20 protein-coding genes are annotated in these 15,668 nt (G+C 40.6%); all 20 read left to right on the forward strand.

What is annotated here, in order from left to right:
* On the forward strand, positions 1-255 hold a 255-nt coding region (locus AC1Z3S_RS17990; protein WP_461741500.1), incomplete at its 5' end, for a hypothetical protein.
* Positions 256-791: 536 nt separating this feature from the next.
* Positions 792-1,190 (forward strand): hypothetical protein, encoded by a 399-nt coding sequence (locus AC1Z3S_RS17995; protein WP_461741501.1) that lies wholly within the window; start codon positions 792-794, stop codon positions 1,188-1,190.
* Positions 1,191-1,596: 406 nt separating this feature from the next.
* Complete coding sequence (locus AC1Z3S_RS18000) at positions 1,597-1,791, forward strand: hypothetical protein (protein WP_461741502.1); 195 nt, start codon at positions 1,597-1,599, stop codon at positions 1,789-1,791.
* Positions 1,792-1,808: 17 nt separating this feature from the next.
* Positions 1,809-1,955, forward strand: a complete 147-nt coding sequence (locus AC1Z3S_RS18005) for a hypothetical protein (RefSeq protein WP_461741503.1) — start codon at positions 1,809-1,811, stop codon at positions 1,953-1,955.
* 53 nt (positions 1,956-2,008) lie between these two features.
* Positions 2,009-2,209, forward strand: a complete 201-nt coding sequence (locus AC1Z3S_RS18010) for a hypothetical protein (RefSeq protein WP_461741504.1) — start codon at positions 2,009-2,011, stop codon at positions 2,207-2,209.
* Positions 2,210-2,294: 85 nt separating this feature from the next.
* Positions 2,295-2,576: a hypothetical protein gene (locus AC1Z3S_RS18015; protein WP_461741505.1), complete on the forward strand. Its 282-nt coding sequence runs from the start codon at positions 2,295-2,297 to the stop codon at positions 2,574-2,576.
* The gene (locus tag AC1Z3S_RS18020) at positions 2,512-2,889 is read left to right on the forward strand and encodes a hypothetical protein (protein ID WP_461741506.1); all 378 of its coding nucleotides are present in this window, start codon (positions 2,512-2,514) and stop codon (positions 2,887-2,889) included. Before AC1Z3S_RS18015 ends, AC1Z3S_RS18020 begins: the two co-directional genes overlap by 65 nt.
* Complete coding sequence (locus AC1Z3S_RS18025; RefSeq protein ID WP_461741507.1) at positions 2,882-4,135, forward strand: hypothetical protein; 1,254 nt, start codon at positions 2,882-2,884, stop codon at positions 4,133-4,135. The genes AC1Z3S_RS18020 and AC1Z3S_RS18025 overlap by 8 nt, the downstream gene beginning before the upstream one ends.
* Before the next feature lie 183 nt (positions 4,136-4,318).
* Positions 4,319-8,830 (forward strand): SpaA isopeptide-forming pilin-related protein, encoded by a 4,512-nt coding sequence (locus AC1Z3S_RS18030; protein WP_461741508.1) that lies wholly within the window; start codon positions 4,319-4,321, stop codon positions 8,828-8,830.
* Positions 8,831-8,885: 55 nt separating this feature from the next.
* The gene (locus AC1Z3S_RS18035) at positions 8,886-9,479 is read left to right on the forward strand and encodes a class A sortase (RefSeq protein WP_461741509.1); all 594 of its coding nucleotides are present in this window, start codon (positions 8,886-8,888) and stop codon (positions 9,477-9,479) included.
* A 33-nt stretch (positions 9,480-9,512) separates the two neighbouring features.
* Positions 9,513-9,854, forward strand: a complete 342-nt coding sequence (locus tag AC1Z3S_RS18040) for a hypothetical protein (RefSeq protein ID WP_461741510.1) — start codon at positions 9,513-9,515, stop codon at positions 9,852-9,854.
* 16 nt (positions 9,855-9,870) lie between these two features.
* The gene (locus AC1Z3S_RS18045; RefSeq protein WP_461741511.1) at positions 9,871-11,241 is read left to right on the forward strand and encodes a glucosaminidase domain-containing protein; all 1,371 of its coding nucleotides are present in this window, start codon (positions 9,871-9,873) and stop codon (positions 11,239-11,241) included.
* A gap of 11 nt (positions 11,242-11,252) precedes the next feature.
* Positions 11,253-12,032, forward strand: coding sequence for a hypothetical protein (locus AC1Z3S_RS18050; protein WP_461741512.1), 780 nt, complete (start codon positions 11,253-11,255; stop codon positions 12,030-12,032).
* On the forward strand, positions 12,023-12,265 hold the full coding sequence (locus AC1Z3S_RS18055) for a hypothetical protein (protein WP_461741513.1): 243 nt from the start codon (positions 12,023-12,025) through the stop codon (positions 12,263-12,265). The genes AC1Z3S_RS18050 and AC1Z3S_RS18055 overlap by 10 nt, the downstream gene beginning before the upstream one ends.
* 47 nt (positions 12,266-12,312) lie before the next feature.
* Entirely contained in the window at positions 12,313-13,026 is a 714-nt protein-coding gene (locus AC1Z3S_RS18060; RefSeq protein WP_461741514.1) for a hypothetical protein, read from the forward strand.
* 13 nt (positions 13,027-13,039) lie between these two features.
* Positions 13,040-13,252 carry a hypothetical protein gene (locus AC1Z3S_RS18065; protein ID WP_461741515.1) on the forward strand — a complete coding sequence of 71 codons (213 nt, stop codon included), beginning with the start codon at positions 13,040-13,042 and terminating at the stop codon, positions 13,250-13,252.
* Positions 13,253-13,265: 13 nt separating this feature from the next.
* Positions 13,266-13,568 (forward strand): hypothetical protein, encoded by a 303-nt coding sequence (locus AC1Z3S_RS18070; RefSeq protein ID WP_461741516.1) that lies wholly within the window; start codon positions 13,266-13,268, stop codon positions 13,566-13,568.
* A gap of 19 nt (positions 13,569-13,587) precedes the next feature.
* On the forward strand, positions 13,588-14,595 hold the full coding sequence (locus AC1Z3S_RS18075) for a tetratricopeptide repeat protein (protein ID WP_461741517.1): 1,008 nt from the start codon (positions 13,588-13,590) through the stop codon (positions 14,593-14,595).
* 299 nt (positions 14,596-14,894) lie between these two features.
* Entirely contained in the window at positions 14,895-15,314 is a 420-nt protein-coding gene (locus AC1Z3S_RS18080; RefSeq protein ID WP_461741518.1) for a hypothetical protein, read from the forward strand.
* 25 nt (positions 15,315-15,339) lie between these two features.
* Complete coding sequence (locus tag AC1Z3S_RS18085) at positions 15,340-15,564, forward strand: hypothetical protein (RefSeq protein WP_461741519.1); 225 nt, start codon at positions 15,340-15,342, stop codon at positions 15,562-15,564.
* Positions 15,565-15,668 lie beyond the last annotated feature (104 nt).

Below are 15,668 nucleotides of genomic sequence, written 5' to 3' on the forward strand. Positions count from 1 at the left end.
CAATTTTTTGGAAGGAGAATCTTTGTGAAACGGGTAGAGAGCTTTAAGCTTGGAGACGTGTATGTGGTAAAACCGAAAGGATTCAATCAACCAGCTGAAATGCGTTTGCTGGCGGTAGACTGGGATTCTCAACAATTTACTGCACGTCCTGTACGAGTGGATCAGGCAGACTGGGAGAGGTGGAAAAAACAACACAACACCAACGAGATGGTTATCAAAAGAACAGAAATTTTAAAAAAGTCAATTTTTTTTTAGTATAACTCTTGTAATGCGAACATGCGTTTGCTAATATTAAATTATAGTTAGGCAATTCAAATATATCCGCTCTAAACTGTCCATGGTTAAACAAGAAATAGCGTACCGATTGTTAGCCAATTTTTAGAAACAGGCAGATTTTAACTTGCAGAAGATTTCAAAACGTGCTACTCTTTTGCTAAAGATTCATACAAAAAGAAACGTGTTTTGACACTTTTTCGGCATAAATCTGTTTGTTGCTAGATTTGAGCGAACAAACAAAAATAGAAGAGCCCCCTAACCCCCTATGAGTTTCTCAGGCTCAAGGGTGCAACAACTTGTCTCTCAACGAGTTGCTGCGTGGTCAAGGGTGTCCGCAGAAAAAACAGTGCATTTTCTCTGGAACAGCTCCTCTAGCCAAGTAAACTTGACTGAATAATTTTAACACATACGGCCACTTTTTGGTACTTCACAAAAATTTTTCTTGCGAAAGTTAGCGAAAAAAGGTTGTTGGTTAAATTATTCAGCTTAAGAAGAAAAGCAAGAGGCTGACCTAGATGAAAATCAGGGTCAGCCTCTTTTTTGTTTTTGTTCGCCCTACTGTGGAAATGAACATGGTCATGAAATGGGGGAAAAGGATGAAACAAGCAGTAGTGAATGTGTTGGATAAGGGACAAGTGTTATCAATCGGCGCTCTGGCGCTGGTCGGAAAGAGTGTTCGATTACTGAACCATGACATGTACATGATGATGGGCTATACGGTTCGCAAAAGAGGCCATATGAAGCCCAGAAAGAAAGTCGTAGCGGAAGCGTACACCAATGAGAACCATGAAATTGTGAGCTTAGCCCATATCTACCCGTTTATTCAAACAGTGGTAGACAAACAAGGGCGAGTAATTGCAAGACGAAAACAGATAACGGATCAATTGCGGCTTACACAGGCAATTGAGTTATAATAACTAGCTTTTCTTAGGTTTGCTTGTAAACAAGCAGGGGATCTTTCACAACTGAATATCCGGAAAAAGAATAATCCAGAATAGAGACCTATGATTCTTTTTCTTTGGCTGCTGTTGGAGTGGGCGACAACAGCAGTTTGAACTTAGCCCGTGCAGTAATACCACTTGCCAAGACCTCGAAAGAGCGAGCATTTAGACTAGGTATTACAGAGTTTGGGGTACCGTATGCTAAAAACCCTACGACAATTCTGGAGTGTAACATGAGGAATCGCACAGACACACATGTACAAACAAACCTAAGAAAAGATAGGGAATGCCCTATTTTGAGTTTTGTTAGGCAAACGTGACACAACAAAGTGCCGCCTAACGAACCTGAAAACAGGACAAGAAAGAAGGAGGGGGACAAATGAATCAGTTTGATGTGTATTGGATAAGTACACCCAGTCCACTAGGGACTGTGGCGAATGGGTGTGAGCGAGATATTGAGGCCAATTCAGTACAAGAAGCACTTGAAGAACTACAAACACGAGTCCAACGACGCCGGATAGATAATGGCGTAGAAATAAAGGCTTATCGGATTGAGAGCCACCTAATTTATTAAGAGGGGGAATAGAAAAAATGAAAAAACCAACAAAAAAGACCGTAAAAAAATGGACACTTCAAATTTTAGACCCACAAGGGAACGTCACGTATCAAGAAACGGCCGAAGTCAGTGAAACAAAAGCCAAAACGTTAGCTCGTAAAGCAGAAAAGAAACGGCTCTAGCCACATATTTCGCTGAGTAGACTAGTCAAAGGTCACCAAAAGGGGGAAAAGGAATGTCAAAAAAAGAGCTTGTTCGCTTACAAAATAAACTAGCGTATTACGAAGCCTTTCATGCAAAGACGTTTAAAACAAGTTTTATCCATCATGAGGTGGCCTTGTATATCCAAGAACATGCAAAACTAGTCAGTGGCTTTGATTCAGATGGAACCTTTATTCGACCTAACCCTAAAACGGCCGGCATGAGCCACAATTAGCTATTTAGCGAAACCGGAGAACAAGGGCAAGAAATGAGTTTCCAAATAAGGTGAATGATTTAGTTTATGAGGGGAAGTTGGTATAATGGAAGTAAGAGAAATTCAGGTTATTGATCAAAATTTTATTTGGCCTCTTGTAGATGGTTATGGACGTGAAATACAGAAATTAGAGCTAAATCAGGAGTACCGTTTGATACGTAAACCGAACTATATGTTGCTGTTAAGGCCAAAGGAACAACAGTTAATGCTTCCGTTCTTTGCGCCAAGTTCTCTGTTCCAGCAACAGAAAGTAGAAAAGTTAGATGACACCAAGAGAAGAAAAAGCTTACAAGCGCGCCCGTTTATTGGCTATGTTACATCAAGATGATTGGCTTAGTGATAAAGACAAACTTGAAGAAATACAACAATTTACCAAAAAAGAGATTCTTCACCTAGAAAAACGAAAACCTAGAGGTGGTAGACCTTCTACTGTCAACATTTCTGAAGAAGAATTTTTGCATTATGTTTATGTTGGATATGATTATATTCAAATTAGTAAAGCCTTAAATGTATCCATCAAACAATTGGTTAATTGGCGGGAGAAACATCTTTATTCGAAAAAAACGAAAAGTCAGCTGAAACAAGAGTACGTTGCACGTTTCTTAAGTCAGGGAAAAAAAGGGGAGTCACAAAATGAATAAATGGAGTAATTTTACTCAGAAAAAAAAGTTATTGGTGATTGGTGGAGCGTTAGGTGTTGTCTTGGTGATTGGCGGTGGTAGTACCGCTTATGGAATTAGTCAAAGTCGCCAACAACGAGTGAATGCACAAGTTACCTTGCAACAACAAACGGATCTTGTGGACGAGGACGGTTCACTCGCAAAAGAAATCAGTGCCTTGTTTGATTCCGAACAACCGGCCTTTTTAACGGCGGATATAACACAAGCGACAATGGATGGGCTTCAAAAGAAATTGGATAGTGCAAAAAAAGAAGCTGATACGGTTGTGCGTGAGTATTCAGATTTATCTAACGCTGCGTTCACGAAAAGCTATCAAGAACTCGAAAGTCAATTAATGAATGCCGAAGATAAGTACACGACACAAATCGCAATAAATGAAGTATTCGATGGAGATACAGCGGCGTTGAGTGGCACAACGGTACATGCTGATTTAGCAATTAAAGAAGCCACCACAGCAGATTCACTGAGTGCAATTCTACCATTAGTTGCAGATATCGAAGCAGATGAATGGGTAGACGCTTTTGATTCCGTCTATAACAATGCCAAAGCCCAAGTGGACACCATTACACAGGCAACAGATACCGTGAATGCGTTGTTTGATGGCGACACACCAAAAGAAGATGTGACTCAAGACAGTTACAACGCCGCTAAAGAAGTCGTAGATACCATTAAAAATGAGACAGTGAAAGCGACGTTAACTGACAAGTTGGGAATTGTGCAAGCTAAATTAGATGAGAAAAAGGCAGCCGAAGAAGCGGCCGCAAAAGCTGAGGCAGAGGCACAAGCCGCTTCAACTGGTGGGACAGTCGTCCAAAATGAAGATGGTAGTTATGCGGTTCAAGCACCAGCCACTTCTTCTACTTCTGGCTCGACTGGTTCCAGTGCTTCAGGTGGTTCTAGCAGTGGAAGTAGCTCAACTTATAGTGGCTCCAACAATAGTTCAAGTAGCTCTTCAAACAACAATTCCTATACCCCAAGCTCTAGTGGTTCTAGTAGTGGCGGTTCGTCTAGTGGCAGCACAACAAGTGGCGGTTCTTCTGGTAATAGTGCCGGTTCTAGCTCTAGCTCTGGTTCCAATTCAGGTGGATCAAGCGACGATACAGGAGGAAATTCTACAGGGGGGACAGTCACGGGTGGTGGAAGTAGTAGTCACGGTGGAGGTGCCTCGTGGGAAGGTGGTACTTTCGACCCAAGTATCATGAATTAAACAAAACTAAATAGAAAATACAAGACTGCATAGCCAAAAGGTTATGCAGTCTTTTTATACATATAAATTGATTTTAGAAAGGAATGAGTCCTTTGTGGAGAAACAACAAAATTCTTGTTTTTGATACCTCGTAACGATTTTCTGCTGGACGTTGCGAGGATTTTTTAAAGAATGGAGCGACATATGAAAAAATTTCATCAGAAACTGTTCACGCTATTAGCAGTGTTTGTCACAATGACCAGTACATTGGGGACACCAGCATTCGCTTTAGCAGATGAATTAACAACTACAGCTCAAACGGAGCTAGTAGAAAATGACAATACAACAGCAGCAGAAGTCCAAACCGAAGATTCGACGTCAGACGGTAAAGTTACTCCTGCTACTGAAAACTCAGAACCGCCAACCGATTCAAGTAGCTCTTCTGAGGCAAATGGTGAGACAGCTAATGCAAATGATAGTCCTGTCACCACAGATGACGACGCTGAATTACCTTATACAACACGGACAATTTCAGCTGCAGATGAACTTCATCAAGAAATGAAGGACAAAGAAGCCTTATATGTCATTGATGGTGTGTTGTATTATCAAGGTGAAGAATTATATATTGGCGGCGGTGATTCTATTGTACCAGCCAAATATGAAGAATTATTAAAAGCGGGTGTAGCTCAAACGTTGACAACGGCAAGTACCACGTTCCGTATGGCTCGTTCTGTGAACGCAGGGCAACAAGTAACCATCGAATTTAAAGGGTACGTCTCCGCTACTAACCCTTATGGCTATACAAGTACGGTCGGTGATTTTAGAATTGACGGCCAACAAGCTTTTTGTGTGCAACACCATTTACCGACCCCTGCGACAGGTATGACCGGTTCAGCAGATATTTACGATGATCAACGTGTCCGTAATGCGTTGTATTATGGGTGGGGAGGACCGGCAAATATTTTCTCTGATTACAACGTTGGTATGGTGGTTACTTCACTAGTATTAGACCGCATTATCAGTGGTGGCACCACTGGACAAGGTTTCACGGAATACGCTGCTCTTTGGGAACGTGTTAATAATGGTACAGCACCACGTGGCGATATTCACGTAAATAGGACAGACTCAGATACCAGGATAGAAGGTAGTTATCAAGTTTCCGAGGATTTTTCAATATGGTCAGACTCTAATCCTAGTGATAACTATGATTTAGGAGTACCTGAAGGAGTTGAGCTAGTAAGTAGAACTAGTGGGAATGTGTTAGGGGCAGGAACGCATACTATCAGTAGTGGTGATACTTTCTTTTTGAGAGCCGCACTAACTTATTCAAGTCCTTATAGTAGTAATTCTATAAGTAGTAAAATTGGTCAATTTCAACCAATTGTGGCGTCAGTAGGTAATGGATACCAATCTATCGGCTTCGGGCAATGGGTTCGAGATCCTCTTCAATCGGTTCAAATTAATGTCAATTTTGAAGCTAAAACAGGGATTGGCCGGGTGTTAAAGACCGATGAAGCGGGTCAACCACTTGCAAATACATTGTTCCGTTTTGAAAATGAAACGACTGGTGAAACAGTAGAAATGCGGACGGATGGAAATGGATTAACAGATTATACGGCTACGAACAATGATGTCGTTCGTATCTCTGAAATTGAAGCACCACACGGCTATGTACGTGATGGCAAGACAGAAACCGTAACGATTGTTGCCGGCGAAACTCAGACCGTAACCTTTACCAATGCCCTTCAAACAGCGCAATTTAAGTTGTTAAAAGAAGATAGCGAAACAGGAAATACGCCTCAAGGTCAAGCGACATTAGAAGGTGCTATCTATGGCTTATATGACGCAACCGGTCAAGAATTAGAACGGGTGACGATTTCTAAAGACGCAGACGGCAACTACTCTGCGACAACGAAAGATACCTATGCCATTGAAACAGGGTATTACTTCCAAGAAATTACCGCTCCAACAGGTTACTTAAAATCAGATGAAAAAATCGCTGTCACAGCTGCTTACGCTGGGCAAGATGTTGCAGTCTCTAAAGTAACCGCAACTGCTAAAGAAGCTGTTAAAAAAGGCGGGTTTGATGGCATTAAAGTATCGAACTACGACTGGAGAACAACAGCGTGGAATGCTATTACACAAGCAAATGGCGGTGATAATATCCAACAACCACTAGCTGGTGTTGAATTTACGGTCTATCAAAACTTTGGAGCTAACAGTGAAGTTGCGAAAACAACCACTGACGCACAAGGATTCTTTGAAGTAACGGACTTACCTTATGGTACGTACCGTGTGTCCGAAACCAAAACACCGGTTGGCTACCAAACAATTGATGATTTCTTTGTCACGATTTCAGAACATGGTCAAACTTTCCATTATTCTATCGTGGATAAGGTTGTCGAAGCTAAAATTCAATTTGTGAAAGTGGACGCCGAAACAGGTAAACGTGTTGTCCGCTCAAATGCTGGCTTTGAAATTTATTCTGAAACTACTGGCGAACAATTGATTCAAAAAGACTTAAACAACAATGATGTTTCTGTATTCTATACAGATGACAAGGGTGAATTAAACTTCCCTACCATGTTTGCCTTTGGTAGCTACAAAGCTGTAGAAGTAAAAGCGCCAAATGGCTATGTAGTGGCAGACCAACCATTCTACTTTGACGTAACAGGAACCGAAGCGAATGGTGTAGTGGTCGTTGAAATGACGAATATGCCAGTTAAAGGCCAATTTGTTGTAAATAAAACCGTTGAAACCGGAACGGGTGTTGTTGAAAAAGAAAGTGAATTTGGCAACTATTTTGACATTCAATATATGCAACAAGCAGGTGCCGGCTTCCAATTTAAAGCTCGTGCTTTAGAAGATATTACAACTGCGGATGGCACTGTACGCACGGCAAAAGGCGCATTTGTTCAATACAATGGCGCAGATGTTGTCGTAACCACGGACGCTAACGGAAAAGCTACAAGTCCCGTTGCGCTTTACCCTGGGAAATATGAAGCAGTCGAAGTAACCGCACCAGCAGGTGTTGTGAAGGCTGACCCAACGCCTTTTGAAATTAAATACGAAGGCCAATCTGTCAACGTGACGTCTACCTCTGTTTCAGTTGAAAACAGTTTAAACTCAATTGATATCACTGGATACAAACAACAAGAAGTCGTTGCTGGCTGGGAAGATGGTCAAGCAGTTATTGAATTGGAAAACGCTAAAAACGGACAAGTATTTAGTTTAAACATTGGCCAAGATGTTCAATTAGGAAACACGACGTTGGCTTCTGGTTCTAGCTTAGGCTATACAACTGTGAAAGATGGCCAACTGTCATTTGCGAATCTGACATTGCCAAACCAAAAACTAGATTTGTATTTATCTGAAGTCTATGCCGGCGAAGATCATGTGCTTAGTGAAGACCAGTATAACTTCACTTACACACCTACAAACAACAATGAAACACATACCATTCAAGTATGGGCGGATAGTTTTGTAGAAAATAAGGTGGAAACGACACCGGCTACTGGCACACCAATCGTAAATGAATTAGCACGTGCGACTGTGAAGCTAACAAAAGTGGACGGCTTAGACAATTTACCACTTGAAGACGTTGCCTTTAACCTTGTTCGTATTGACGTCGAAGGCGACGACGCTGTAGAAACTGTTGTAGGCAAATATGCAACCAACGCCGAAGGTGAAATTGTCGTTCAAGATTTACCAACCGGAAACTACCGTTTTGATGAAACTCGTCCGTTGGATTGGTATGAAGACAATGACCAAGACTTAAGCTTCACGGTTACACCAACTGAAGATGGCACTGTCATTGAATTGAATGCAGTTAACGAACGTAAACCGTTAGAAATCGTGACTGATTTTGCGACTACCAAAGATGGCCACAAACAAATCAATCCGGACATCGACAATGAGTTAACTGATTACGGTACGATTGAAGGCATGAAAGAAGGCCACACGTACTATGTGGATACGTTCTACATGAACCAAGATAAAGAAGTAGTTGACCAAACTAGTTTTGAAATCATAGGTGACGGGACTCAAATCCAAGAATTTGAAACTGACTTAACAGTTCCGAAAGGCACATTAGGGGACGGCCAAATTTTAGCAGCGAAACACATTATCTATTCTGACCCTGAGAAAGAAAATGAAGTTGGCCGCCACAACGAAGATTTAGACGATCCAAAACAAATGGTTGACGTGAAAACTCCAAAAGTAACAATCAAGACCAAAGCTCATACGGGCAACGGTTCAAACAGCTTTACTTATGGCGACGTGATTAACATGTATGATGACGTTGAAATTACACACGATGATGTACTGGATGGTACGAAACGTGCCTTCAAGACAATTTTAGTCGCAGCGTTACCGGATGGAACAGAAAAGGATATCTGGGAATCTGATGTGATTGATTATGTTGTATCTGACGCTGTGTATGCAAAAACGGTTGTTACTGAAAAAATTGACACGAGCAACTATCCTCAAAACACTCGTTTCTACTTCAAAGAAGAAGGAATCAACGAGGGTGGCGAAAAAGACACCGAACACAATTTTGACGGCAAAGATAAAGAACAAGACCTCTACGGCTTGATTCCTAAATTACCGCAAACTGGTGAAACCATTGGTGCGATTAGTTTTGCGACAATTACCATTATTGCGATTGTCGGGGCAGCATTTTACTTTATGGGCCGCAAGAAAGAAGAACAACAATAATCTTTAGAGGGAAGGTATTATCCTTCTCTCTTTTTTTAAAGAGAAGAGGATGTCCATGAAAAAAATTGGGAAATTCCTCATGATAGCCGCCGTTGTCCTATTTATTATACTGGCGGCTTTTCGTTTGTTTCTCACGCACCAACAACAAGACCGTTTAGACCTTTTAACTCCTCAGCCCACAAGGATTGAGAGCGAGTATAACGGTGACGTGCAAAATGTTTCTGAAATGGACGTGATAAACGCTGATAACCGTTTGATTATTGATTACGGCATTGGCCGGATTGATTGTGACGAAATCGGCTTACACACGGCGATTATGGAAGGTAGCACAGACGATTTATTGCAAGTTGGTGCTGGCACCATGAAACCAAATCAGGAAGTCGGCAAAGGTAACTATGCACTTGCCGGTCATAACATGATGAATCGGAATTTATTGTTTGGTAGTTTGCGGTATGCGGAAGTCGGCCAAGTCATCGATGTAGAAGCATACGGAGAAAAAGCGAGTTACACCATTACCGAAACAACGATTGTCGAACCGTCAGCGGTCCATGTGATTGAAGATACGGAAGGTGAAGGCCTTTTAACACTTGTGACGTGTAATGCCACCGGTGACAAACGATTGATTATTCGAGGCACCCTCGTGACCTAATCAACAAAACTATTGGAAAGGAGGACACCTCTAGTGACCGAAGAAAAAAGAATATTCGTAGTGAAACGTGGTTCTCATTGTTCTGTAAGAACGAGCCAATTTCACAATGATTTTATTGACCCAAACGACCAGTTTTTCCATATGAATTGGAATTGGTTTAACGGCAAAAATCCGTTGTATCAAGTGGCAGATGTAGAAAACGCCACACACCTTAAATTTGAAGGAGACACGTTGTTATATCCTGTCCAACACTATTTCCGCTGGAAGGGCGTGAATCTTGTCTTAGAAAATATAGATGATTTTGTACGCAATTATCATCATAAGCGATTCCAAGAAAATAAAAAGCAGGACAAACGTAAATTCTACATTAACTAAGAAAAGGGGAAAATCAGTGAAAAAAATCTTAGGAATCACCAGTATTATTGCTATTCTATTCCCGATTATTGCGGCTCCTACAAGTGCGTTTGCCTCTGAAACGGCGGATAGTCCAACGGAGACCGAAACGGCTATACAAGCACCAGCGAAGGGAACACCAGAAATTGAGCCGCCGGTTACTATTGAAGAGACTGAAACGCCAGACGTCACGCCACCAGCTGAAGAAACGGATGTTCCAGAAACTTCACCAGTTGAGAATAATTCAGATAATACAAGTGACGAAGTTGCCCCACCGGTTGAGGAAGAAACGACGACTCTGCCAGAGGACGCTACGGAAAATCCAGTACAGGAACCAACACAAGCGGCACCCACTGAAGAAATTCCACCTGTAACTGAAGCACCAGTGACAGCTGAACAATCGGGGGTAACTGCAGTAGCACAATCGCCAACGTCAGAAGTCGTAGAAACACCAACGCAAACGACAGTTGAGGTACCTAGCAATAGCGCCACGATTACCTATAACCGTAACTTGACAACAGAGCAATTTGTTCTAACTATCGGTGAACAAGCTCGTGAAGTCGGTCAAGAGCGAGACATTTACGCTTCCGTTATGATTGCCCAAGCAATTTTAGAAAGTGGGAGCGGGTCAAGCGACCTTGCCAGTCCACCAAATTATAATTTGTTTGGCATTAAAGGGGAGTACAACGGCAATAGTGTGAGTTATGCGACCCAAGAAGATGATGGCACTGGCAATTTATATACGACACAAGCTAGTTTTAAAGTCTACGGAAACTACCAAGAATCACTAGCGGACTATGCGACCTTATTGACGGATGGCGTGTCATGGAACAACCAATTTTATGCCGGTACTTGGAAAACCAACACGACCAGTTACCAAGACGCTACGACTGCTTTAGAAGGCAGCTATGCGACAGATACTAGTTATGCAGAAAAGTTGAATGGTTTGATTGAAACCTACAATCTAAGCACTTATGATGAACCGTTGGTATTGGCGGAAGATGAAACCGAAGACACGCAAGCAGTAAAAACGGAAGCCTTGCAATATTTAGGCATTCCATATGTATGGGGCGGCACAACACCTACCGGTTTTGATTGTTCAGGCTTGGTGCAATACGTCTATCAGCACGCCGTAGGCATGGACTTGCCTAGAGTGACCACTGACCAAGAACACGTTGGCACAGAGGTTTCCTTAACCGCTTTACGCACGGGAGACTTAGTTTTCTTTGGCGAACGTGGCAATACTCACCATGTTGGGATTTATATTGGAAACGGTCAATTTATCCATGCCCCACAAACCGGTGACGTGGTCAAAATCACCAACCTATCAGACTTTACACCTGACTTTGCCAAACGATTATTAGAATAGGAGGGAAAATAATGTCTATTCTCGTTATGTTAGCAGTAGGCGCAGGCGTTATCTTACTTGTCGGACTTTTTTTGAACTCTCGTTATCATAAATGGCAAGCTCAAGAATTAGAGAGTGACAACAAGAAATTAAATGCTGCGTTAGAAGGAGTTTTAAGTCATAATGTCGAACACCCATTAAGTGCAGATTGGCTGGCACTATTTACAGAAAAAGGTTATTCGATATCTCTTATCCGAAAGATTCAAACCGTCTGCCAGATATATCCAAACGACTCCTATACTTTCAGAGCGATCAAAGAAGAGTTAAACAAGCAGCTGCCACTTGAAGATACAAGTGCTGAAGTAGCCTATACCTTAAAAAAACTCCAAGACGAAACTGTACAAGAAGAAATAGTTCAAGATGATTCTGTAGAAAAATTAGAGGAGGTTTTGGAATTTGTCCTGCATTGTGGAGTGGACTTCCCCTATAGTACAGACTGGTTGACTTATTTTATGGAAAAAGGCTACTCATTGAGTCAAATAAGAAAGATTCAAACTGTTTGTCTAAATTGTCAAACGACGCCTTCTGAATTAAGGTACATCGGAAAAGAGTTAGAAAAACAACTCCCGTTAGGCGATACAAGTGCGGAATTATCGTTTGCGGTGCGGCAATTGCAAGCTGAACAAGATAAGAAGAACGTTTCTTCACGAATACAAGCAGATTATTTGTTGGAAGATATCTGTTCAGCTACCGTATTGGACCGGTTAAACGGACGGAACCCTGACGAGTCTGAAGAACCAAAATGGCATTGAATACGAATGGGGAAAACTTTATGGGAATAGAATTTTATGCTATAGGTGGATTTTTACTTTTAGTACCAATCATCGTGGTTGGGTACTTTTTTTTCGACCTATTAGGTACTATAACGTCAAACTTGCTAACCTCTTACGGTATTGAAAAGGGTATTTGGTTAGGTTTTTTCTTTGCTTTATTATTTGCAGGTATCACAGTTATTTTGTTTTTAGTAAAGATTTGGTTTTTGTAAAGATTATTGTCTGACTACTAAAAAATTTGAGAATGAGGAGGAATGTTATGAATGAGAATACAGGAGAGTCTATTCATTCTAGTATAAAAAAAGTCCAACACCTTTTAATACAACCCATGTTTTGGTGGATTCAACTTCAAAATATAGTGGCGTTGTTGAGTTGGGTTGCCGCAATACGATTGGCCGTCTATCTTATGCAATTTATACTGTTCAGTGTCTATTTTGAAGGGGTAGATACCACCGCATTTGGTGAGGCTCTTTCATTGGGTGAAGCTGTTTTGGAAACTGTAGTATTAGTTTATGCAATCTATGTCAGCTATTGTATGGCAGTGCAAAAAGCCAAAAGGTGGCAAGTCTTTCGTAGACTACTGTCGCTATTTTGTTTTAACACGTTATGTATCGGCGAGAGCCTCACACAACTAAGTACCTACGAGGGACTTTACTCTACTGCGGATATTACAATGAGTTTCGTGTCTAATTCAATATTTTGTATCACCATGATTGGATTGGGGTACTTGAATAAGCGGCTACTTTGGCTGAATATCCGACGCTCTATTAACTGGTCGGAGCTTGCGAAAAAAGAGCTATCGTATATTCAAAAGGATAGGATGTTTGAGGGAAATAAATGGAGGGATTGGATTCTTGTAAATTCCTTAACCAACAAGGTTATGGAGTCAACGGATAAAACATCATTCCTTCTGGGCAGTCGAAAAATTTCACTTCGTTTGCGTTATTCTTGGTTAACAAAATCGTATGAGTGAGGGGTAAATAGGCATGAAATATCTAGCAATTCTAATGTATATAGGAATTGTATTTGCGATTGATATTGTTTTATTACCTCATATCACAGCTCCATTGGATTTTCCAAGATGGGCAAGAGTTGTATGGTATGTGATTGTAAGTGCATGGATTGTAATAGAAATACTAGGCCTTTTCTTGGTTATAAAACTAGTAGGAAAGGAAGCCTTGATGGTACAAAAAAATTAGAGGAGGTGACCCTATGGTGACCTATGTCTTTATGTTCATTGTTGGATTTATCTTAGCATGGTTAGGAAAATCCTATATTATGGACTATCTAAATCTACAAGAATATCGCCAAACCCAAGCTGTTATGGACTATTTCAATGTAAAGAAAAATGAATTTGCGCTCTTTGATGAAGGAGTGGAAGATTTCTATATTGTCAGTCTCAATAGCAGTGAATACCGGGTGAAGTTTTCCAAACATCTACCGAAAAAAGTGGTCTTCGCAGAAGAATTAGAAGGAGTCGAAGCAGGCACGCGTCCTATTGAAATGGATGACTGAACGAGAGGAGGAGAAAGGAATGCTAGAAATTTGTATCACCCAAGCGGATGAAGCGCTGGATATGCCCTTACACGAAAGATTTCCTCAAGAAAGAGGGATAGCCTTACTCACAAAAGGCAACAACATTGCGCTAGATATGGACTGGCAAATGGCGTGTGAAGTGGAACTATGGTATGACGATACCTTAGTATACACGTTGCCGTTAGAATTTCCTTATCCTTCTTTCGACTTGTTCACTCTCATTCAACAAGACTTAGAAACGGACGATTCCCCTGAGAAAGACAAAGAAGCCTTTTTAACGTTTATCGGTCAGGAGTTACAGGTCAAACCTAAAAAAACGAGGATTAAAAAAGAACCGAAGCCAAAGACTGTCAAGAAACCTAAGCCTGAAAAGGTAAAAAAAGAGCGGCGCCCCATTCCTAAAAAATGGCTAGTATTGCCCGTTGTTCTTTTGGCATTTGTGGCGATCACCTTCGTTATCACAAGAGTTTGGGCAGATAACAAACCCGAACAACCAACCGTAGCAGAATTAGTCTCTAGTGGGGAGTATCAAGAAGCGGCAACGCTCTATCCGGAAGAGAGCGACGCGATTGAACAAGCTCTATTTGAAGCTATTTTAGAAGGTGACAGTGCGACTGCCACAGAGTTAGACCAATTCAACCAAGACGTCCCAACTACATTGGGAGAGTTAGACAGTGCCCTATTAGCAGGCGAATACAGTGAAGCAATCCGTGTCTATGAAACGTTTGAAAATTCAGATAAGCCAACAGATAACGCCCGACTGACGTTACTTGGTTATGCGTATTTGAAAGTAGATAAACTTGACGAGGCGGAAGCCTTGCAAGAAGAATCTGGCAGTATTGAATTAGAAAAATATATCACGAAATATACCCATTATCAGCTCCAAATCGCAGAATTAGAACAGGAAATCAGCGACTTGGAAAAGGAGGCCGTGAAAAACAAAGACCAGTTAGAAGAAAAAACTAATGAATTGTTTGATATTAAGGAACAGTTGGCTAATTTATAAAGGGGGAAAGATAGATTGTTAAATAAATTCTTTGTTTTTTGGGAGCTCCTTCCTTCTAACTATTTTGACACTAGTGTATATCGCAAATACAGAGAAAGAATTTGTTAAGATAATGAAACCATATAAAATTGCGTGCGTTTTTTTTGCAATGAACATCTATGCTATATACTTCACTTTCATTACTATCATAGTATACGGCTGAAAATTATTTTCTTATATTGGCAGATAGAAAAGCAAGTATAAGAAATAAAAAACCTGAAAAAATTGTATCCTTATTAATCTATCGAGGAGGAAATAGGATGGAAAGTGTAAAAACCATTCTTGTAGTTTGTCTTTGTATTGTAGGATTTTTCTTGTTGCTTTTTGGCAGGGTTCTTGACTTACAAGCACGAGTACACCATTTTTATGAAGAACCACGGTTTCATTCTGCTATCTTAGAAGACTGTTTAGTTGATGTCACCCTACGAAAACAACATATTCAACAATTAATCGGTTATCTAAAAGAGGAAGAATCGTCGCCAAAATCTAGTGATACGAGTCAGCTACAGAGCTTGTTAGACGCCATCCACCAACAATCAGTCGAAGGCTATTCAGAATTACAAGCTATGAAGAAAGAAATGGCAAAACTGACACAGCAAAAGCAACAACTTGAAGATGAATTGCGGCAATCCCAACAAGAATTAGATACCTTAAAAGAAGAGACAACAAAGAAGAATTAACCACTAAAAACAGGAGGAGAGCAGAATGACTATCTTATTAGGACTTGTAGTAGCTTGCCTGTATCTTTATTATTTTCGAATAACTATCGAGCTAATTGTCGATAAAATCTTAGGTAGTAAGTTGCTATATAAAAGGATTGTGATAGGTATTTTTTTAATCACAATTATTCTTCTTGCTGTAGCTATTGGAATTGGTTTAGTAAATTTGTTGAAAGTTGGAATAAAATATATAGATAAAGGATTATCATAACTAGCAAAAATGTGTATATGACAAACTTGATAATTCCGCTAATGATATAAAGAAATAGGCTGTAAAAAAGAGAAAAATTGATACGGTAATCTAATCCCCTTTTT

The sequence above is a fragment of the Enterococcus sp. LJL90 genome (genome assembly GCF_056924355.1).

Excerpts from the sequence above, each read along its gene's own strand:
- AC1Z3S_RS17995 (WP_461741501.1), top strand. The coding sequence starts at position 792 with ATGAAAATCAGGGTCAGCCTCTTTTTTGTTTTTGTTCGCCCTACTGTG.
- AC1Z3S_RS18000 (WP_461741502.1), top strand. The coding sequence starts at position 1,597 with ATGAATCAGTTTGATGTGTATTGGATAAGTACACCCAGTCCACTAGGG.
- AC1Z3S_RS18005 (WP_461741503.1), top strand. The coding sequence starts at position 1,809 with ATGAAAAAACCAACAAAAAAGACCGTAAAAAAATGGACACTTCAAATT.
- AC1Z3S_RS18010 (WP_461741504.1), top strand. The coding sequence starts at position 2,009 with ATGTCAAAAAAAGAGCTTGTTCGCTTACAAAATAAACTAGCGTATTAC.
- AC1Z3S_RS18015 (WP_461741505.1), top strand. The coding sequence starts at position 2,295 with ATGGAAGTAAGAGAAATTCAGGTTATTGATCAAAATTTTATTTGGCCT.
- AC1Z3S_RS18020 (WP_461741506.1), top strand. The coding sequence starts at position 2,512 with ATGACACCAAGAGAAGAAAAAGCTTACAAGCGCGCCCGTTTATTGGCT.
- AC1Z3S_RS18025 (WP_461741507.1), top strand. The coding sequence starts at position 2,882 with ATGAATAAATGGAGTAATTTTACTCAGAAAAAAAAGTTATTGGTGATT.
- AC1Z3S_RS18030 (WP_461741508.1), top strand. The coding sequence starts at position 4,319 with ATGAAAAAATTTCATCAGAAACTGTTCACGCTATTAGCAGTGTTTGTC.
- AC1Z3S_RS18035 (WP_461741509.1), top strand. The coding sequence starts at position 8,886 with ATGAAAAAAATTGGGAAATTCCTCATGATAGCCGCCGTTGTCCTATTT.
- AC1Z3S_RS18050 (WP_461741512.1), top strand. The coding sequence starts at position 11,253 with ATGTCTATTCTCGTTATGTTAGCAGTAGGCGCAGGCGTTATCTTACTT.
- AC1Z3S_RS18055 (WP_461741513.1), top strand. The coding sequence starts at position 12,023 with ATGGCATTGAATACGAATGGGGAAAACTTTATGGGAATAGAATTTTAT.
- AC1Z3S_RS18060 (WP_461741514.1), top strand. The coding sequence starts at position 12,313 with ATGAATGAGAATACAGGAGAGTCTATTCATTCTAGTATAAAAAAAGTC.
- AC1Z3S_RS18065 (WP_461741515.1), top strand. The coding sequence starts at position 13,040 with ATGAAATATCTAGCAATTCTAATGTATATAGGAATTGTATTTGCGATT.
- AC1Z3S_RS18070 (WP_461741516.1), top strand. The coding sequence starts at position 13,266 with ATGGTGACCTATGTCTTTATGTTCATTGTTGGATTTATCTTAGCATGG.
- AC1Z3S_RS18075 (WP_461741517.1), top strand. The coding sequence starts at position 13,588 with ATGCTAGAAATTTGTATCACCCAAGCGGATGAAGCGCTGGATATGCCC.
- AC1Z3S_RS18080 (WP_461741518.1), top strand. The coding sequence starts at position 14,895 with ATGGAAAGTGTAAAAACCATTCTTGTAGTTTGTCTTTGTATTGTAGGA.
- AC1Z3S_RS18085 (WP_461741519.1), top strand. The coding sequence starts at position 15,340 with ATGACTATCTTATTAGGACTTGTAGTAGCTTGCCTGTATCTTTATTAT.